At 33.8% G+C, this 19,664-nt stretch carries 13 protein-coding genes; 5 read left to right on the forward strand and 8 right to left on the reverse strand.

Translation table 11 applies throughout. From position 1 onward, the window contains the following. The 7 genes from HHU12_RS18320 to HHU12_RS18350 form a co-directional block, all read right to left on the reverse strand. The coding region (locus tag HHU12_RS18320; RefSeq protein ID WP_169658186.1) for a methylmalonyl-CoA mutase family protein at window positions 1-839 on the reverse strand (839 nt) is incomplete at its 3' end. An 80-nt stretch (window positions 840-919) separates the two neighbouring features. After that, the gene (locus HHU12_RS18325) at window positions 920-2,080 is read right to left on the reverse strand and encodes a sodium ion-translocating decarboxylase subunit beta (protein WP_240971022.1); all 1,161 of its coding nucleotides are present in this window, start codon (window positions 2,078-2,080) and stop codon (window positions 920-922) included. 96 nt (window positions 2,081-2,176) lie between these two features. Next, the gene (locus HHU12_RS18330) at window positions 2,177-2,596 is read right to left on the reverse strand and encodes a biotin/lipoyl-containing protein (RefSeq protein WP_169658187.1); all 420 of its coding nucleotides are present in this window, start codon (window positions 2,594-2,596) and stop codon (window positions 2,177-2,179) included. A 12-nt stretch (window positions 2,597-2,608) separates the two neighbouring features. Further along, window positions 2,609-2,932: a hypothetical protein gene (locus tag HHU12_RS18335; protein ID WP_169658188.1), complete on the reverse strand. Its 324-nt coding sequence runs from the start codon at window positions 2,930-2,932 to the stop codon at window positions 2,609-2,611. 3 nt (window positions 2,933-2,935) lie between these two features. Further along, window positions 2,936-4,498, reverse strand: a complete 1,563-nt coding sequence (locus HHU12_RS18340) for an acyl-CoA carboxylase subunit beta (RefSeq protein WP_169658189.1) — start codon at window positions 4,496-4,498, stop codon at window positions 2,936-2,938. Between the two features lie 113 nt (window positions 4,499-4,611). Continuing rightward, window positions 4,612-5,016 carry a methylmalonyl-CoA epimerase gene (mce, locus tag HHU12_RS18345; RefSeq protein WP_169658190.1) on the reverse strand — a complete coding sequence of 135 codons (405 nt, stop codon included), beginning with the start codon at window positions 5,014-5,016 and terminating at the stop codon, window positions 4,612-4,614. Window positions 5,017-5,902: 886 nt separating this feature from the next. Then, window positions 5,903-6,508 carry an NADAR family protein gene (locus HHU12_RS18350; protein ID WP_169658191.1) on the reverse strand — a complete coding sequence of 202 codons (606 nt, stop codon included), beginning with the start codon at window positions 6,506-6,508 and terminating at the stop codon, window positions 5,903-5,905. Window positions 6,509-6,765: 257 nt separating this feature from the next. On the opposite strand from HHU12_RS18350, the gene rpsA reads away from it, so the two are divergent. The 5 genes from rpsA (at window position 6,766) to HHU12_RS18375 (ending at window position 18,054) form a co-directional block, all read left to right on the forward strand. Further along, entirely contained in the window at window positions 6,766-8,547 is a 1,782-nt protein-coding gene (gene rpsA, locus HHU12_RS18355; RefSeq protein ID WP_169658192.1) for a 30S ribosomal protein S1, read from the forward strand. A 734-nt stretch (window positions 8,548-9,281) separates the two neighbouring features. Continuing rightward, entirely contained in the window at window positions 9,282-11,810 is a 2,529-nt protein-coding gene (locus HHU12_RS18360) for a TonB-dependent receptor (protein ID WP_169658193.1), read from the forward strand. Window positions 11,811-11,839: 29 nt separating this feature from the next. Then, a complete protein-coding gene (locus HHU12_RS18365) occupies window positions 11,840-13,321 on the forward strand; it encodes a hypothetical protein (RefSeq protein WP_169658194.1) in 1,482 nt (493 codons plus the stop codon). Between the two features lie 495 nt (window positions 13,322-13,816). Continuing rightward, a complete protein-coding gene (locus HHU12_RS18370; protein ID WP_169658195.1) occupies window positions 13,817-16,366 on the forward strand; it encodes a TonB-dependent receptor in 2,550 nt (849 codons plus the stop codon). 173 nt (window positions 16,367-16,539) lie between these two features. Beyond that, entirely contained in the window at window positions 16,540-18,054 is a 1,515-nt protein-coding gene (locus HHU12_RS18375) for an NADP-dependent isocitrate dehydrogenase (protein WP_169658196.1), read from the forward strand. A 177-nt stretch (window positions 18,055-18,231) separates the two neighbouring features. Here HHU12_RS18375 and HHU12_RS18380 read toward each other — a convergent pair whose 3' ends face one another. After that, the gene (locus HHU12_RS18380; protein ID WP_169658197.1) at window positions 18,232-19,398 is read right to left on the reverse strand and encodes a hypothetical protein; all 1,167 of its coding nucleotides are present in this window, start codon (window positions 19,396-19,398) and stop codon (window positions 18,232-18,234) included. Window positions 19,399-19,664: the final 266 nt, after the last annotated feature.

Raw genomic sequence — 19,664 nt, forward strand, 5'->3', positions numbered from 1 at the left:
TAAAGTTTAGCGATTTCTAAAACTAATAATCTAAATGCTCTGAATTTAGCGATTTCGTGGAAGTAGTCACCACATATCCCCATTTGAAAAATAACATTCGGAAGGATCTCATTCGGAGTCAAATCATATTTTGCTAATTGCTCAATATACTCTACTAATCCATTTAGAGTAAAAGCCACTTCTTGGATATGATTTGCCCCTGAGTTCACAAAAGATAATGAACTAATGCTCATCACCTTAAACATGGGCATATCACCAGTGAGGGATATTAGGTCAGCTAATTTTTGAAAACTAGTTTCTTCTATTTCACCATTAATTGTCCACTGCGAAAGAGGATCATAATTAATAAAACCTCTTATCTGACTTAAAGAAAATTCGCTTTTTATTACATATTCTATTAAACTGTCAACTAATATTTGAGGGTTTAAGACATTTTTAAAACCTATCCATATCATTTCAAGGTTAATACCTTCAAAAAGTAAATCTAAATTTGGATTTTCAATTTCTCCAATATTAAAAACTATACCTTCTACTCCTCTTTCGAGTAAATACAAAGCATTTTCATTCGCTTCTTTTGAATTTCCACCTACTACATCCTGAAAGTTTTGCCAATTTAAACCTTCATTTTCGGAGTGTGGTAAAAGGTGTTTTAGTTCATTAATTTTTTCATTTTCATACTCCCTATCTTCTCTATTAAAATAAGGAGATATTTTCATTTCATTTTCTGTATTCCAAATTAGTTTGTGATCAAAGTCCCCTCCTTTTAAATCTTGAATGACTTTGTCTTTCCAAGCTTTTTTGCTGGCTGATTTAAAAGCTGAAAATAATTTTTCTGACATTTGCTTGAAGTTAATTTCTTAAGTGAAGGGCCAGCCTAACATTAAAACTGACCCTCAAAATAATTCTAGTAAAAAAATATCTATTTGAAGAAACTCAAAAATATACCTGCTATTAATGCTGATCCTATTAAACCAGAGACATTGGCTGCTATTGCTTTTGAAAGAATGACATTATCTGGGTTCTCCTTAAATGCTTCTTTCTGAACAATATTTGCTGAATTAGGTACTACTGGTACAGCAGAAGCTCCTAATAATGGATTTATCCTATTTTTCCCTTTAAGTAAAAAATTCATGATTTTAGCTAAAGACAAACCTGAGATCGTTGCGAAAACAAAAGAGTAAATACCTATTAAGAAAATTTTCACACTAAATAATGTAAAAAACTCATTCGCTTGAGTAGATAAACCTACTGTTAAACCGAGTATAACTGTTATAATATCAACAAGGCTTGTTTTGATTTTAGTTGTTACCTTTTCAATTTTCCCAGATACATTTAAAATATTTCCAAAGAAAAATAAACCTAGCAATGCCATCGAATGGGGAGCTATTAGGTTTGAAAACAACAACCCTACTAAAGGAAATAATATTTTTTCTGATCTAGATACTTCTCTTTCCGGTTTCATTATGATACATCTCTCTTCTTTTGTGGTCATAAATCTCATTAAAGAAGGTAAGATGACAGGAACTAAAGCCATATAAGAATAAGCTGCAATCGCAACTGGTCCTAATAAATGTGGTGCTAATTTACCAGCAAGAAAAATTGCTGTTAAGCCATCTGCCCCTCCAATTAATCCTATTGTAGAAGCTTCCTCTAAATTAAAACCTAATAATAAGGCACTCATAAATGCTAAAAAGACACCTATTTGTGTTGCAGAACCAAGAAGGATTAATTTTGGATTAGAAATCAGTGATGTAAAATCAGTCATCAGTCCAAAACCTAAAAAAATGAGTGAAGAGTAAATCCCATTCTCTATACCCATATATAGAAAATTAAGTATTGCTCCATCACCATTAATTCCAATCTGATTATCCGGCAAATAAGGGTTATTCCCTAATATCATTCCTGCTCCAATGGAAATAATGAAAAGAGGCTCATAGTTGTATTTTAAAGCTAAAATAATCAATAAAGCACCCACACCTATCATTAATAAAAATGGTAGAGGTGTTTCATAAAACTCCATCTTATTTGCCAGTGTATGTATACTTTCAAAAAAAAGTTCTTGTACATCTATAAGTGCCATATCATCTAAGTAGAAAAGGGATAGTAGTTTAGCGGCTTTTTAACAAGCCATTTATATAAAAGAGTAAAACAAATTGAAGAGATTAGGATTAATTCTTTAAGTAATTTCCATTAAGATCTCACCTTCTAAAACAGATTGTCCGGCTACAACATTAACATTTTTCACAGTACCCGTACTGCCCGCAAGAATATTATTCTCCATTTTCATTGCTTCCAGAATAAATACTACATCATCCTTCTTCACTTGATCTCCAACACTTACATTGATATCAACCAAAGTACCTGGTAACGGAGCTTTAATTATTCCATTATTACTGACAGGTTTTGGTGAATTTTCTATAATGTTTGTATTCCGGTTAGGAACTTTTTGTATTGTAGGTTTCTTTTTTTCATCTTCATCAAATAACTCCACCGAATAAAATGCTCCATTTACCTCAACTTCAGCAGATTCTCTAGTCATACTAAGTAAGTTGACATTATATTGGTTTCCATTGATTTTACATTTTAATTGCTTCATTGTTTTCAGTTTTTAGTTGTAATAACCCTTAACTCCCCACTGAGAGTTATTTCTTTTAATAGTTATAATCATATCCTCTTCAATATGAGGTTCTTTCTTCAATTGAAATAAAGCAACCATTATTGCCGCTTTAATTTCACTTTCTTTTTGTTCGGGGCTTTCTTCATTAATAATATCATAGTAAGATTTCTTGATATTTTTTATTAGCTCCATGAAACAAGGTATCATGAAAGTAAATAAAAAGAAGAAAGCAATGAGCGATGCAAAGACTAACGAACATCCAACAAAGGACATTGTTACACCTTGATCCAACATAGTGTTTAAAAAAAATTCCATAATTTAAAGTGGGATATTAGAGTGTTTTTTTCCTGGGTTTTTTTCTTTTTTATTTGATAGCATTTCTAAACTTCTACATATTCTAAACCTTGTACTTCTAGGTTCAATAATATCATCTACAAAACCATGACTTGCTGCTTGATAAGGATTAGCAAACCTCTTTGTATATTCATTTTCTTTTTTTACAATCTCTTTTTGACGAACTTCTTTATCTGTAATTTTACTTAATGACCTCCCTTCTAAAACTTCTACAGCTCCTTTGGCTCCCATTACAGCAATTTCTGCTGATGGCCAAGCATAATTTACATCACCTCTTAATTGTTTTCCACTCATCACAATATGAGCTCCACCATATGATTTTCTCAATGTCACAGTCACTTTTGGAACAGTAGCCTCACCATATGCAAAAAGTAATTTTGCACCATGAAATATGATTCCACCGTATTCCTGTCCTGACCCTGGCAAGAAACCTGGCACATCAACCAAAGTAACTAGCGGAATGTTAAACGCATCACAAAAGCGTACAAATCGAGCCGCCTTTTTTGAAGCTTCAATATCCAAAACACCTGCTATATAAGATGGATTATTTGCCACAATACCTACTGACCTTCCATTAAATCTTGAAAAACCAATAATTATATTCTTTGCATAATCTTTATGAATCTCCAAGAAAGAACCTTTATCTACGATCAAGTTAATTACCTCTTTCATAGAATAGGGCTTTTTGGGATCTTCTGGGATTATCGTATTAAGCTTTTCTTCTATTCTATCAATAGTGTCTGTTGTTTCCACAATTGGAGGAGCCTCCATATAATTAGAGGGCATATAACTTATTAACTTCCTCAAGTACTTAATTGTATCTTGATCGTTGTCTCCCATCAAATGAGAAACTCCTGATTTAGAATTATGTACGTTAGCACCACCTAAGTTTTCAGGTGTGATTATTTCACCAGTTACTGACTTTACTACTTTGGGTCCTGTGACAAACATGTAGGATGTTTTATCAGACATTAAAATAAAATCAGTCAAAGCAGGAGAATAAACTGCACCACCTGCACAAGGCCCTAAAATAGCTGAGAGCTGGGGAACAACTCCTGAGGCCATAATATTACGCTGGAAGATTTCTGCATAACCGCTAAGGGACATAACTCCTTCTTGTATACGAGCTCCTCCAGAGTCATTTAAACCTATAATTGGTGCCCCTACTTTCATGGCCATGTCCATCACTTTACAAATTTTCTTTGCAAATGTTTCTGAGAGCGAGCCTCCGAAAATCGTAAAATCTTGAGAAAATACATATACAACTCTACCATCAATGGTTCCATGCCCTGTTACAACTCCATCTGTATAGAAGCTATGATCTTCCATACCAAAATCTTTTAATCTATGTATAACGAACATGTCATACTCCTCAAAACTTCCTTTATCTAATAATAAATCAATTCTGTCACGAGCGGTAAGTTTGCCTTGCTGGTATTGCTTACTTAGGCGCTTCTCCCCACCTCCTTGTAATGCTTCAGATCTCTTCTCAACAAGATCTTCTAATTTTTCTAAATTTGTAGCCATATCAGTTTTGTATTAGATTTTGTAAAAAATCCAATACTAAAATTTAGTGTAGTTAAATAAATTGAACGGAATAAATGATTCCTCAAACAGTAGTTAAAAATAAATCGAAATAATTATTTATGTTCGCATAGTTCCGTAAGTACTCCAAATGAGCTTTTAGGGTGTAAAAATGCAATTTTCCCACCTTCAGCTCCAGTTCTTGGTTCTTTATCAATCAAAGAAATATTTTTTGAGACAGCATCATCTAAACTCTTTTCTATGTTGTTCACTCCATAAGCTATATGATGAATCCCTTCTCCTTTCCGATTAATAAATTTCTGAATTGCCCCATTCTCACTAGTAGATTCAAGCAACTCAATTTTAGTTTCTCCTAGTTTGAAAATGGCCACTTTGACAAATTGATCTTCCACTGTAGTCATGGAAATGCATTTCAGCCCCAAAACGTTTTTATAGAAATCGACTGATTCCTCAAGGTTATTTACAGCAATACCAATATGGTCTATATGTGTAATATCCATAATTAAAAATAAAAAATGTTACAGTTAATTTTATGAATTATCTAGTAATTGAGATACGACAATTCACTTCAATACATCCAATATTGAATTCAAATAAGCTAGAAATCTCCATTATTAGAATAACTGAATAGTTATCCTATTTCAAAATGTATTTTATAATCATACATCTTGAGAGAAAATTAATTTTATTAAAAGGTTAATATAAATTTGATTTTATTAAACAGTTACCAACAACACATCATTTAATAAGGTTTGAAAAATATTAAGTTTACTAAATAGCAATTTATCTGGTTACCAAAAGAACTTTTAACGTTGTAATATTCAACAACAATACACAACCTATTTCTTTTGTCTTTAATACTAAAACTTTTTAAATCCATAATAACAACACATGAATCTAAAACAGTCAACAATCAATTAAAGTATATTTAGTTTACATAAACAAAGGTATATAATGTTATAATATTCGACAATTACATTAAACTTCATTAACACATTTGTATTGCAATTTATTTATACTGAACATTCATTCACCGAAATATTTCATACAACTTTCATTATCTGTTAATTAGCTATTAATTCATCATTAAAAAATCATCAAATAAAAAACCAAAATTACACATCTTTTATATAACAACGCTCACACTATACATAATAAATCATCAATAATAACAAGTATTTTTTGAGAGCTTCATTTTTTGATTAAATAAATCTAACAAGTTCTAAAAAATTCTATCGGGAAGAGGAAAGCTATAACACCTCTTTCCCATGTATGAAGCTTCAAAAGTTGTAAAGTTCTGAAATGTGGCTGTAGTTTACATTAAGACTTTCATTCCATCATCAATCCACGACTTAAATCGTGAGCTGATGATGGAATACTTCTTTATTAGGTAACGAATTCAGAAAGAGCTTTCTTCACCTTCTCAGTTTCAAAACCTACCTCATTAATAAAGTCTCTAGTTTCCATCAAGGCGAAACCTAACAAATTTAATCCTCTCCAGCTATTAACATCATTTGCACTCTTGCTGTCTTTCGTCAAACCTATACCCCATATAGTATCTACAGGACTTGCTTCTACTAAAACTCTTGATTGAGTACCTAATAAATATTGACCTAGCACTGGATTTTGAGTGAATTTATGAATATTCCCCTTGGTAACGATTTCATATCGATACTGCTTCCATAAAGATTCGTCAAAATTCCTCACTTTCCGTCCTAATGCTTTTGCTTCACCAGGCTTTTTACAATTGATAATTTGATTATAAATCTCCGTATCATTAAATAGTTTTGCTTTTTGAGCCATCATCCAATGCTCCGTAGATTTAAAAGTTATACCATCCACTTCAAAGTCACTTTCAAACCACTGGCTAAAACAGAAATTACCTACTTCCTGATTTTTTGATTTAGTATGTCCCCAAAAGAAGAGATATTTTACAGATTCATCATTGTTGACTTTGTTTTGAAGCCACTCCAAATTATAATTTGCTTTCATTTTATGTTTATGATTAGTCTATGAATACCCAAAGTTAGATATTTCTTGCTTTATTATTACTCCTTAACGCTTTAATCCTCTTCAATTCTTCCGATTACAAAATTAATTTCCTACCTTTGCGTGCTGAATTACACGTACTAGCTCTGTAAGACAGTTGTTAATCCACGTACAAGCTCTGGATTTTCATTAATAATTTAATCATAAATCTCTTGCGTCATAGCACTAGCGTAAGAGCGTAAACAGTGCTCATAATTATTATGTCAGAACAATCACAAGACTTCAACTGGGACGAGTTTGAAAACTCACAATCGGCATTCGGCGATGGTTACTCAGCAGCAGAAAAAGAAGAAATGCTTAAAATGTACGAAGGTACATTAAACCAACTTAATGAAAAAGAAGTTGTTAAAGCATCTGTAGTATCTATTACTGACCGTGATGTAGTATTAAACATCGGTTTCAAATCTGATGGTTTAGTTCCTTCAAACGAATTCCGTGACACTCCAGACCTAAAAGTAGGTGATGAAGTTGAGGTATTTGTTGAGCAACAAGAAGACAACAACGGTCAACTTGTTCTTTCTAGAAGAAAAGCAAAAATCGTTCGCGCTTGGGAGAATATCCAAAATGCTCTTGATAACGACGTTGTTATCGAAGGTGTTGTTAAGCGTAGAACTAAAGGTGGTCTTATCACTGATATTTTCGGAATCGAGGCGTTCTTGCCAGGTTCTCAAATTGATGTGAAGCCTATCCGTGACTTCGACGTATTTGTAGGTAAGAAGATGGAATTGAAAGTAGTTAAAATTAACTACGCTAACGATAACGTTGTAGTTTCTCATAAGATCCTTATCGAGAAGGATTTGGAGGAGCAAAAGCAACGCATCTTGAACAACCTAGAAAGAGGTCAAATCTTGGAAGGTGTGATCAAAAACATGACAAACTTCGGTGTATTCATCGATTTAGGTGGTGTAGATGGTCTTCTTCACATTACAGACATCTCTTGGGGACGTATCTCTCATCCAGAGGAAGTATTGCAGCTTGACCAAAAAGTTAACGTTGTTGTACTTGACTTTGATGATGATAAGAAGCGTATCTCATTAGGTATGAAACAACTTACTTCTCACCCTTGGGATTCTCTTGGTGCTGATGTTGAAGTTGGAGCTAAAGTTAAAGGTAAAATCGTAAACGTTGCTGATTACGGTGCGTTCTTAGAAATCATGCCAGGCGTTGAAGGTCTGATCCACGTTTCTGAAATGTCATGGTCACAACACTTACGTAACCCTCAAGACTTCATCAAAGTTGGTGACGAAATCGAAGCAGTTGTATTAACTATCGATCGTGACGAGCGTAAGATGTCATTAGGTATCAAGCAATTAACTGAAGATCCTTGGACTAAGAAAGATCTTTTAGAGAAGTATGCTGTAGGTACTAAGCACTCAGGTGTTGTTCGTAACTTAACTAACTTCGGTTTATTCCTTGAGTTAGAAGAAGGTATCGACGGTTTAGTACACGTTTCTGACCTTTCATGGACTAAGAAAATCAAGCACCCATCTGAATTCATCAAACAAGGTGAAAAATTAGATGTTGTTGTTCTTGAAATCAACCCTGAAGAGCGTCGTTTAGCGTTAGGTCACAAGCAGTTAGAAGAGAACCCTTGGGAACACTTCGAAACAGTATTTACTCCTGATTCTGTACATAAAGGTACTATTATCTCTAAGTCAGATAAAGGTGGTGTGATCGAGTTACCTTACGGTATCGAAGGATTCTCAATCTCTAAGAACCTTAAGAAAGAGGACGGATCTAATCCTGAAACTGGTGAGTCATTAGACTTCAAAGTTTTAGAATTCTCTAAAGATGATAAGAAGATCATCCTTTCTCACGTTCACGTTTACAACGAAGCTGCTGCTAACACTACTGCTCCTAAGAAAGGTGGTGCTGCGAAAAAAGGTGGTAAGCCTGCTGCTGCTTCAAACGAAGAGGCAACTACTTCATTAGGTGATTTAGATGCTCTTGCAAACTTGAAAAGTCAAATGAAAGACAAATAATAATTAAGATCTCTTAATTATTAGTCTTTTATAAGCTATAGGTCCCTCCTAGTTACGACGGTAACTGGGAGGGTTATTTTTTACCCTTTTTTTTATCATCAACATGGAAAAACAGGAAGCTTTTAGCTGGAATAAAGGTTTAGCCTATAATTTCATAAAAACGATCTCTACCTATATACTTTTAAAGATCTTTCTTCAACAACTATTACACTGTGTTACATAAAAGTCTATCAATCTCTTGTTTCCCCGACACTTCTCATTGAACATTTTAGTTATCAATTGATTAAATTTCCTAAATACTGAATTATCAAAAATTCTGATTTACCTTAAATTTCACATAAAAACACCCCCTATTTTAACCTTCAAGATAAAATAACAATCTAAAAGCCTATTAATCCAGTAGAATATAAATGAATATTTACTCATTTTGTTAATTTTTCTATCACTAATATGATATTAATGATAAAATCAAAACAATATTTGGCAATTAACCTATAAATCAAAATAATAAACACTAAAATCGAATTAAAATATCATAATTTTCACAAAAACCAATGTTAAGCGTAAGTGAATTAACGTTTATTAAGTAGTCTTATATATCTGTATTTCAATCACTTGCTGCTTTACATGAATTAAGTTGCATTATTTATGGTAATTATTGTGAAAATATAATATAGCTTTGCCCCGAAATCTAATTCAAATTTATTTATCTAATTAAACAAACTTATTCTTTTATGAAAAAGTCGTTTATGTTACTTCTATCATTTATAGTTTCATTATCTCTTTTCGCACAAGAGGTTTCAACAACTATCGAAGGTAAAGTTATCGACGGAGCAACTGGTGAAGCAGTTATCGGTGCTTCAATTGTACTAAAAGGAACAACAACTGGTACAATCTCTGATTTCGATGGAGACTTTAAATTAAAGACTTCTAAAAGTGGAAACCAAACAATTGTAATTTCATTTGTCGGTTTCACATCTATCGAAAAAGATGTTACTCTTAACGGAACTCCAATTAATTTCGGAGAACTAAACTTTGAATCTGATGCCATCGGTTTATCAGAAGTAGAAGTAATCGCATCGGTTGCAGTTGACCGTAAAACTCCAGTAGCAGTATCTACTATTAATCCTGAGCGATTGGAGGCTAAATTAGGAACAAAAGAATTCCCAGAAATATTAAAATCAACTCCTGGTATCTATGCTACTAAACAAGGTGGTGGATTTGGTGATGCTCGTGTAAACATTCGTGGCTTTAACTCTACTAACGTTGCTGTAATGATCAACGGTGTACCAGTTAACGATATGGAAAACGGTACTGTATACTGGTCAAACTGGGCTGGTCTTTCTGATGTAGCTCGTACTATTCAAGTACAAAGAGGTCTAGGAGCTTCTAAAGTAGCTGTTCCATCAGTAGGTGGTACAATCAACGTAATCACAAAAACTACAGACGTTGACAAAGGTGGTGCATTATACTATGGCATTGGTAACGATGGCAGACAAAAAATGAGCGTTAACCTTTCTACTGGTAAAATGGACAATGGTTTTGCTGTAACTTTTGCAGGATCAAGAACTTCAGGTAATGGTTATGTAGATGCAACTTCATTTGAGGGATATTCTTACTTCTTGAATGTTTCAAAAGAAATCAATGCTAACCACATGTTATCATTCACTGCATTTGGTGCTCCTCAGGTTCACGGTCAAAGAACAGGTTACAATGCAGGTATTGCTGATTATCAACTTTATGGAAGAAGATACAACCCAGACTGGGGTTATTTAGATGGTCAAGAGTACAACTTGAACACTAACTTCTACCATAAGCCTCATATGTCATTAAATCACTATTGGAAAATCAGTGAGAAATCTAACTTATCTACGTCAGTTTATTACTCTACAGGTACTGGTGGTGGTACTGGTTTCTTAGGAAATTCAAAAGACGGAGCAGATTACAGAAGAGCAGACGGTCTAATTGACTTTGAAAAAATCAGACAAGAAAATATTGACAGAACTGAACTAGGATTAGGTTCTGAAACAGTTTTAAGATCATCAAATAACAATCATACTTGGTTAGGTGCTATCTCTACTTTTGATAATAAGTTAACTGATGCTTTAACATTGACAGCAGGTATCGATGTGAGATACTACTATGGTGAGCACTACCGTCAAATCGAAGATTTATTAGGTGGTAACTACTACTTAAGCAACGATAATGACAATGAGCCTAACAAAAAAGCAATTGTAGGAGATAAAGTAGGTTACAACAACGATGGTGAAGTTTACTGGACAGGTGCATTTGGTCAATTAGAATATTCTAAAGACAAATTATCAGCGTTCATTTCTGGAGCTATTTCTAATACAACTTATATTAGATACGACTACTTCCAATACGAGCCAGGTAATCAAAAGTCAGAAAACATTGATTTCTTAGGTTTCAATGCTAAAGGTGGCTTGAACTACAACTTGACTGACAACCATAATGTATTCTTCAACTCTGGTTACATCTCAAGAGCTCCTTTCTTCAACACTGTATTCCCTAACTACACTAACGATGCAAATAAAGATGCTAAAAATGAGAAAATTGCTTCTTTCGAGCTAGGTTATGGTTACCGTTCGTCTAAATTAACAGCAAACTTAAACGTTTACTACACAAAATGGATGGACCAATCTTTCAGAGTAAATGTAGGCCAACAAAGCAGTGCTAACATTCTTGGATTGAATTCAACTCACCAAGGTATTGAGTTTGATGCTAAGTATGACGTAAACCACAAATTATCATTCACAGCAATGGTATCTTTAGGCGACTGGAAATACGACAACGATTTAACAAACATCCCTGTTTTTGATGACAACAACAACCTTGAAAGATACATCAATGTTTACTTGAAAGACATCAAAGTAGGTAACTCGGCACAAACAACTGCTGCATTAGGTGCTAACTATGAATTATTCCAAGGTTTAAGAATTGGTGCTGACTTCAACTTCTTCGGTGAAAACTATGCAGACTTCGACCCAAGACAACGTACTAATTCAGAAGACAGAGCTCAACCTTGGAAATTAGAGGATTACTCTGTAGTAGATATGAACATCAGCTACAAGTTTAAAATCAACAAGCTTGACGCTTCAATCAACGGTAACGTTGACAACATTTTCGATACTACATACATTACAGATGCTCGTGACGGTGCTGACCACAGTGCTATGTCTGCAACAAGAGTTTACTACGGTTGGGGTAGATCTTGGAGCTTAGGTATGAAATTGAAATTCTAATCAACAACAACTTTAGATTAATCGAAAAAATGAAAAAATCATTAATATATATTTTAGCTGTTGCTGCAGGACTATTCTCTTGTGATCCATATAAGGATTTGAACAAGTCAGTACAGCAAGATTTATCTGACCAAAGAGATGATCAGGCGATTCCTGAATCAATTATTATCTCTGAAGATGATACTGTTTTTGCTACAGTAGCTTCAGCTCAAGAAGGAATTCCTGTAATTCTTAAAGATCAGTATAGTGCAAACCAACATACTGACGGTAGATTAGTAGAAGTAACTTACTCAGTTGGTACTTTAGTAGATGAACCTACATTCAATGCTCCTCATTTTGTTTCTAACGATGAGTATAAGGCTAACGAAGGTGAAGTTTGCTATGAAACAAAGTTATGGTCTGAAATCACATTAGACGCTTCTCTGACAGCAATTACTTTTACTACTGAGGATTACGCATTGACAGGAGATGACAGTTATAACAACTTTGGTTATTACGACAACAAAGAAGGTGATTTTATGGGTGCTCCTGTAGACAACATCTTGGATGCTAAAATCAACTATATTCTACAGACTAATTATGCATCTGAATCAGTTGTAGCAAATCAAGTTACTGTTACTTACAAGTATTATGACAATGGAACTAATGATGTTTCAAGATCATTCGAATACAATGAAAGCAACAACTGCTACTATGGATTTAAATCAGAAGACGCAGCTGCTTCAGCAATGCCTTCTATCCTAGCAAGTGCTTATGCTGATGAAGCTACTGGTTTTGTAATCACAACATCTTACAAAGTTTTCGAATCTTATGAAGATGGAATGAAAGAAGAAGATATTTCTTTAACAACGGTTCATAAGACATTTGAAAAAGAAGAAGATGGATTCGAATTATATGAAGGCACTCCTGCAATGTACATGTTATATGATGAGGATTACGATCGAATGGGTTCTCCTGGTAAATACAACAACTTTAGTTCTTCTGATGCTCCAGAAAATTATTTACCTCAATTTGCCGCATTAATATTACCTTATGCTCAAGTTGATGATGAGATTCAATTCTTATTTAAATATTATGCTGGTGGTGATTTAGGTACTATTATTAAGTCTATGACTTATACTAAAGCTGAGGCTTGGAATCAAACTGCTCCGATCCATAACACACAAGGCATGGATAAGTTTAAGTACACGCATTCAGTAGAAGGAGAAGGATTATGGAAAGTATCTTTAGCTGTAGCTATCACACTGACTGAAGCTGATTACACTCTAACTGGTGATGACAAATATATGAACTTTGGTTGGGGTGATGAGCCAGGTGAATATCCTGAAGGTACTCAAGTGGAAAATGTAAATGATGCTAAAATCATTCACATTCTAACTGAAAACTATAAGGAGTTAGCTATTGCCGATCAAGAGGTTTCAGTATCTTATAAATTCTATGATGGAGCACACAGTATCCAAACTAGAAGTTTTGTTTATGATGCTTCCTCATCAACTTGGGTTCGCCAATAAGCTAAACGTTTAAAAAATAATTATCCCCTGCATCTCATTTCGTAATGTCGAATCTGAAATGCAGGGGATTTCTTTGTTCAAGAATTTTTAAAAACCTATCAACATACAACATGCTATCTATCAACCAAAATAAACATAAAAACTAGATTTTATTGAACTATGAAATGAAGAGCATCTAAGAGTTCCCGTGTTATAAGAACAAATAATTTCAATACAACAATTTCATTACATACAAAGAACTATTTCAATTCTACACTTTATATATTTTTTACACAATTAATAATCAAATACTTACATCAAAACAACATAAAGCATAGTAAGAATTATAGCTGATATGTAATTATTTCATGTTATCGCTTTATTATTCTGCAAACTATACACCCTTCTATCGAAGAACAACTTTTTAATTTTTATATTAGGTTAAAATTTTCAAAGAGGAAATTTTTCAGAAATTAACTATAAAATTACTCTTCAATTCTTAATTAACTATTTCGTATGAAAAAGGCTACACTGCTGCTTCTATCCATAATAGCAAGTCTTTCGCTTTATGCTCAGGAGGTAACTACTGTAATTAAAGGAACTGTTATTGAACAAGATGTTGACCAACCAGTTATAGGTGCATCTGTAGTAATTAAAGGAACAACTATTGGAACTACATCTGATTTCGATGGTAACTTCTCTCTTAAAACATCTAAAACTGGTGCAGTTACTTTAATCATCTCATTTGTGGGACTGCAAACCATTGAACAGGATGTGGTACTAGATGGGGGAGAAAAAAATCTAGGTGATCAGTTTATGGGATCAGATGCAATAGGTTTAGCAGAAGTAGAGGTCATAGCCTCCGTAGCTGTAGATCGTAAAACACCTGTAGCTGTATCTACTGTTAAATCTGAGATTATTGAAGAAAAACTAGGGACTAAAGAATTTCCTGAAATTCTAAAATCAACCCCCGGCGTTTATGCCACAAAACAAGGTGGTGGTTTTGGAGATTCACGTATTAACCTTCGTGGCTTTAGTGATGTCAACGTAGCCGTTTTAATTAATGGTGTTCCAGTGAATGACATGGAAAACGGTAATGTCTATTGGTCCAACTGGGCTGGTTTATCAGACGTAACACGATCTATGCAAGTACAAAGAGGATTGGGAGCCTCTAAAGTAGCGGTACCTTCTATTGGTGGTACAATTAATATTCTTACGAAAACAACCGATGCTGAAAAAGGCGGTAATATCTATTATGGAATCGGTAATAACGGAAGAGAGAAAATTGGTATTACACTATCTACTGGTAAAATGGAAAGCGGCTGGGCAGTTACTTTCTCCGGTTCAAGAACTACTGGTCAAGGATGGGTTGACGCCACTCAGTTCGAAGGTTACTCCTACTTCTTGAACGTTTCAAAAGAAATTAATAAAAATCACCTACTTTCATTTACTGCATTTGGTGCTCCACAAATTCATGGACAACGTTCCACTAGAAAAGAAATAGCATTCTATGACCGTTATAAAACAAGAGCGAATCCTGACTGGGGTTATTTAGATGGTCAAGTCTATAATTTAGCTACCAATTTCTACCATAAACCTCAGGTTTCATTAAACCACTATTGGACAATAAATGACCATTCTAATTTATCTACATCTGTATATGTTTCTATCGGTAGAGGTGGCGGAACAGGTACACTCGGTGCAGGTAAGGTCTTTAATAATGATTATAGATTAAATGACGGTCTATTAGATTGGGAAAGAATAAGAGCAGAAAATGTTGCTGGTGACACTGTGGGCGGCACAGGTTCTGAAACAATTATGAGAGCCTCGATTAACAACCACAACTGGTATGGAGCACTTTCGGTATATGATAATCAAATCTCGGATAAACTGACCTTTTTAGGCGGTATTGATGTACGTTACTATAAAGGGCTTCATTACAGAGAAGTAACTGATCTTTTGGGCGGTAGCTTTTTCATAAATAATGATGATATCAATGCTCCAAATAAAAGAACAATTGAAGGAGATAAAGTTGGTTATAATAATGACGGAGAAGTGTATTGGCTAGGTGGCTTTGCTCAATTAGAATATTCTAATGATCGATTAGCAGCCTTTGTTTCTGCTGCATTATCCAATACTACTTATTATAGATATGATTATTTCAACTACACTCCTGGCAACCAAAAATCTGATGCTTTTAATTTTCTAGGATATAGTTTAAAAGGTGGTGCCAATTACAACATCAATGAGCATCATAATGTATTCTTAAATGCGGGCTATCTTTCTAGAGCTCCATTCTTCCGTACTGTATTCCCGAACTTCAGAAATGAAGGGAATAAAGATGCTGTAAATGAAAAAATTGCTTCTGTAGAAGTTGGATATGGATACAGACATTCTAACTGGACCTTGAATGGTAATTTCTATTACACTAAATGGATGGATAGAGCTTTCACGAGAACTATCCCCGCTGATCAAACAGGTCAGGATAATGATTCATTTGCCAATATCCTTGGGGTAAATGCTACTCATATGGGATTTGAGTTTGATGCCAGATTCCAACCTAATCCTAAACTTACACTTACGGCTATGGCTTCTTTGGGTGATTGGACTTGGGATAATGACATTGAAGGTGTTGTAGTTTTTGATGATAACCAAAATCCAATTGACACACTTAATGTTTACATCGCTGGATTAAAAGTAGGTAACGCTGCACAAACTACTGCGGCTTTAGGAGTAAGTTATGAACTGTTTAAAGGTTTTAAAATAGGTGCTGACTATAATTACTTTGGAAATAATTACGCTGAATTTGATCCTACATCAAGAGGTAATAAAGAAGACAAAACAGATTCATGGAAAATGCCGGACTACAATGTGTTTGATCTAAACCTCAGCTATAAATTTACTATAGGAAATGTCAATACATTGTTTACAGCAAATGTCGATAACATATTTGATGAAAAATATATATCCGATGCTCGGGATGGATTTGACCACACCGCCGCCACCGCACAGGTTTATTATGGCGTCGGAACCACCTATAGCATGGGCTTAAAATTAAGTTTCTAAGTCATTATACTCTTCAATCTTAAAGCTGCCTTTATCAATTTAAAGGCAGCTTTTTTTATGTAGTCAATTCCACATTTATAACATTTTCTTATGTATATCATTAAAAGTATAAATATTAATTTATGAATTAAAATACTCATATTTGCGTTGTAACCATCAAAAACCTATTGCATATGAGTACATTAGAATTATTAAGCAAAAAAGAAGAAGGTCAAATTATCACTCCAGTGAAAATTGCAATTGCTGAGGGAGACGGTATTGGGCCCGAAATCATGAAAGCCACTTTAAAGATTTTAAAAGAGGCTGGTGCAGAAATTGAACCTGAATTTATTGAAGTTGGAGAAAAAGCTTACTTATCAGGTCAAACATCTGGAATAGATGATAAAGCTTGGGATGTAATCAAAAACAACAAAGTCATTCTTAAAGCTCCTATCACTACTCCACAAGGCAAAGGCTACAAAAGTCTTAATGTCACATTAAGAAAAACTCTCGGCCTTTTTGCCAATGTAAGACCTGTACAAGCCTACTCCCCTTTTGTACCTACGCACTTTCCAAAGATGGACTTGGTAATCATTAGAGAAAATGAGGAAGACTTATATGCCGGCATTGAACATAGACAAACACGAGATGTATATCAATGCTTAAAACTTATTACTAGACCCGGTTCTGAAAGAATCATCAGATACGCTTTCGAATACGCTAAAGTGTACAATAGAAAGAAAGTCACCTGTATGGTGAAGGATAACATCATGAAAATAACGGATGGTTTATTTCACAGTGTTTTTAAAGAAGTGGCTAAAGAATACCCAGGAATTGAAAGTGAGGTTCAAATTATAGATATAGGTTCAGCAAAACTTGCCGCTCAACCCGAAAACTATGATGTTATTGTCACTTCAAATTTATACGGTGATATTATATCGGATATCGTTGCTGAAATTGGTGGTTCGGTCGGAATGTGCGGTTCTTCCAATATTGGTAAAGAAGTAGCTATGTTTGAAGCAATTCATGGTTCAGCCCCTGACATTGCCGGTAAAAACATTGCCAACCCTTCAGGACTCTTAAATGCCGCCATCTCTTTACTTGCCCATATTGGACAGTCTGAAATTGGTGATAAAATTAAAAATGCTTGGCTTTGCACAATTGAACAAGGATACCACACTGCAGATATTTACAGAGAAGAAGTAAGCAGAAAAAAAGTAAGTACAGAAGAATTCACAAATATCATCATCTCGAATCTTGGTCGAACGCCAAATATTTTGAAACCAAGCTTTAATAAGACTGTAAATGGAATCATCAATATTCCTTATTATAACAGAAAGGAAGAATCTAAAGAATTAGTAGGCATTGATGTATTTCTTGACTGGAAAGAATCCGATCCAGAAAAATTGGGACATGCACTTTCAAAACTAGATATCTATCAATTAAAACTCAAAATGATCACCAATAGAGGTGTTAAAGTTTACCCTGAAGGTCTATCACAAACCTACTGCACCGATCATTGGAGATGTAGATTTGTTAGCCAAAATGCGGTAATCAACAAGGAAGAGCCAGATTATAAACCGATAGAATTTGAACACATCCTTGCCCTTCAATCTGTTTTAAATCATCTTGGTTATGATATAATAAAAACAGAAAACCTTTATGAATTTAATGGTAAAAGAGGATTCTCATTAGGCCAAGGAGAATAAGAACCTTTTTGAAACATATTCAAAACAACTTTGATTTCTTATTCTGAAAAACAGACAACACCCCCACAAAGAGAACTTATCCTTCTCTTCTGTGGGGGTATTATATAATAATCAATTAAGACTCACACTAACTTTCAATTAGTCAAAAGCTCGGCCCATTATTATTTATAGCTTTCTCTAAGCCATGGTTTTCAATTGAGTAATGTCTTTTTTATTAAACAAACTCTTTACTTTTTTAAATATATTATTGCCACTTACGGTATCTACTTCCTCTTCTTTTACCAGTAATACATTTAATTCCTCAGAGATTTCATCAATAAATGAATGGTAAGATCTATTTAGAAACAACTCCATAGATTGATCGAAATTTGAAAGTGCAGTATCAAATCTATTTTGAGTCAAGGTAAAATCCTCTAATGTTATTTTCTCTGTGACTTTTGGAAGAATAAAACGTTCCTTTACCAAATAGAATTCATCGTTTTGCTTCTCCAATCTAACGATTTTACTTTTAGAGAATTTAGACGTTGGCTTTCCTAAAAATACTTGAATAGACAAGTCATTCATACCTTTATCTCTGATGCTCTTCTTTGTAAATAAATTAATTACAGGAAGAATTAAAAAGTATTTCATTTTATTCAGCTGACGTTTGGCTTTCTTATAAAAGAAAAGTGAAACAGCCAGCATCACGACTAAAATCACAAAAGAAAACGTAGGACTAATGATACCAATAATAACTAATGCGATTGACAATACAATTTTAAAAATTTGTAAACCTGTATCTACTAATGGAATTGGTGACAGATAAATCAAAGTGTCCACAAAGAAACGGATGGTCAGTAGAACAATTAATGCATAAGTGGAGACTACTACAATCATTAATGTTTTTAAACTTACTGACAAGAAGCTTGCTTGAAAAACAATTTCATCTGCTCCTGCATTTTCATTTAATACAATAGGAAAAACCATCACAAGAATATTGGTAACAATTGCGGCTTTACTTTCCAAGTATTCATCTACTTTTACTAAAATACCCGTTATCTGATTTGTACCTAAAGATGGACGCATGATTGACGTAAACAAGAATAATATTCCAAAAGTTCCTAAGATAAACCAGTTATCGAAAAACGGATTTGTAGCCACGAAATCATTATGATATCCCATTTTTGATAAAAGAGAAGTTACAAAAATAGAAGTATAAGGATTGATACTCATCGGCGACAATAATGAAAATTGCTCTATCAATAGAGCATTCTGTTTAGCTGCATTTGTAGCTTCTTCAATATTATCTTGTGCAAATACAATCGTTGGCAATAAAAGGGTGACGAAAAATATAAGCTTTCTCATTTTAAGTTTTAAATGTCAATAATTAATAGTTTACTAAAGTGCTATGTTATTAGTTTTTGTAAGAACAACTAAGCGTTTTATAAGCAGTAATACATTTAAAATTGGAAAAAGTAAGATTATTATTTTTTTTGACTAATCAAGGCAGAATTGAAAAGCATAGCATTGCTACGTAATGAAATTCTAACACAGAGTTGTCAAAAAAAGAAAGTCTAAAACTTTCAATTTTGATTGTATAACTGCATAAGATTAAAGTTAATAACTCTCCA

This window comes from Flammeovirga aprica JL-4, assembly GCF_012844305.1.
Classification (GTDB): domain Bacteria; phylum Bacteroidota; class Bacteroidia; order Cytophagales; family Flammeovirgaceae; genus Flammeovirga; species Flammeovirga aprica.

Coding starts and splice junctions, on each gene's coding strand:
- HHU12_RS18325 (WP_240971022.1), bottom strand. CDS start 2,080: ATGGCACTTATAGATGTACAAGAACTTTTTTTTGAAAGTATACATACA.
- HHU12_RS18330 (WP_169658187.1), bottom strand. CDS start 2,596: ATGAAGCAATTAAAATGTAAAATCAATGGAAACCAATATAATGTCAAC.
- HHU12_RS18335 (WP_169658188.1), bottom strand. CDS start 2,932: ATGGAATTTTTTTTAAACACTATGTTGGATCAAGGTGTAACAATGTCC.
- HHU12_RS18340 (WP_169658189.1), bottom strand. CDS start 4,498: ATGGCTACAAATTTAGAAAAATTAGAAGATCTTGTTGAGAAGAGATCT.
- mce (WP_169658190.1), bottom strand. CDS start 5,016: ATGGATATTACACATATAGACCATATTGGTATTGCTGTAAATAACCTT.
- HHU12_RS18350 (WP_169658191.1), bottom strand. CDS start 6,508: ATGAAAGCAAATTATAATTTGGAGTGGCTTCAAAACAAAGTCAACAAT.
- rpsA (WP_169658192.1), top strand. CDS start 6,766: ATGTCAGAACAATCACAAGACTTCAACTGGGACGAGTTTGAAAACTCA.
- HHU12_RS18360 (WP_169658193.1), top strand. CDS start 9,282: ATGAAAAAGTCGTTTATGTTACTTCTATCATTTATAGTTTCATTATCT.
- HHU12_RS18365 (WP_169658194.1), top strand. CDS start 11,840: ATGAAAAAATCATTAATATATATTTTAGCTGTTGCTGCAGGACTATTC.
- HHU12_RS18370 (WP_169658195.1), top strand. CDS start 13,817: ATGAAAAAGGCTACACTGCTGCTTCTATCCATAATAGCAAGTCTTTCG.
- HHU12_RS18375 (WP_169658196.1), top strand. CDS start 16,540: ATGAGTACATTAGAATTATTAAGCAAAAAAGAAGAAGGTCAAATTATC.
- HHU12_RS18380 (WP_169658197.1), bottom strand. CDS start 19,398: ATGAGAAAGCTTATATTTTTCGTCACCCTTTTATTGCCAACGATTGTA.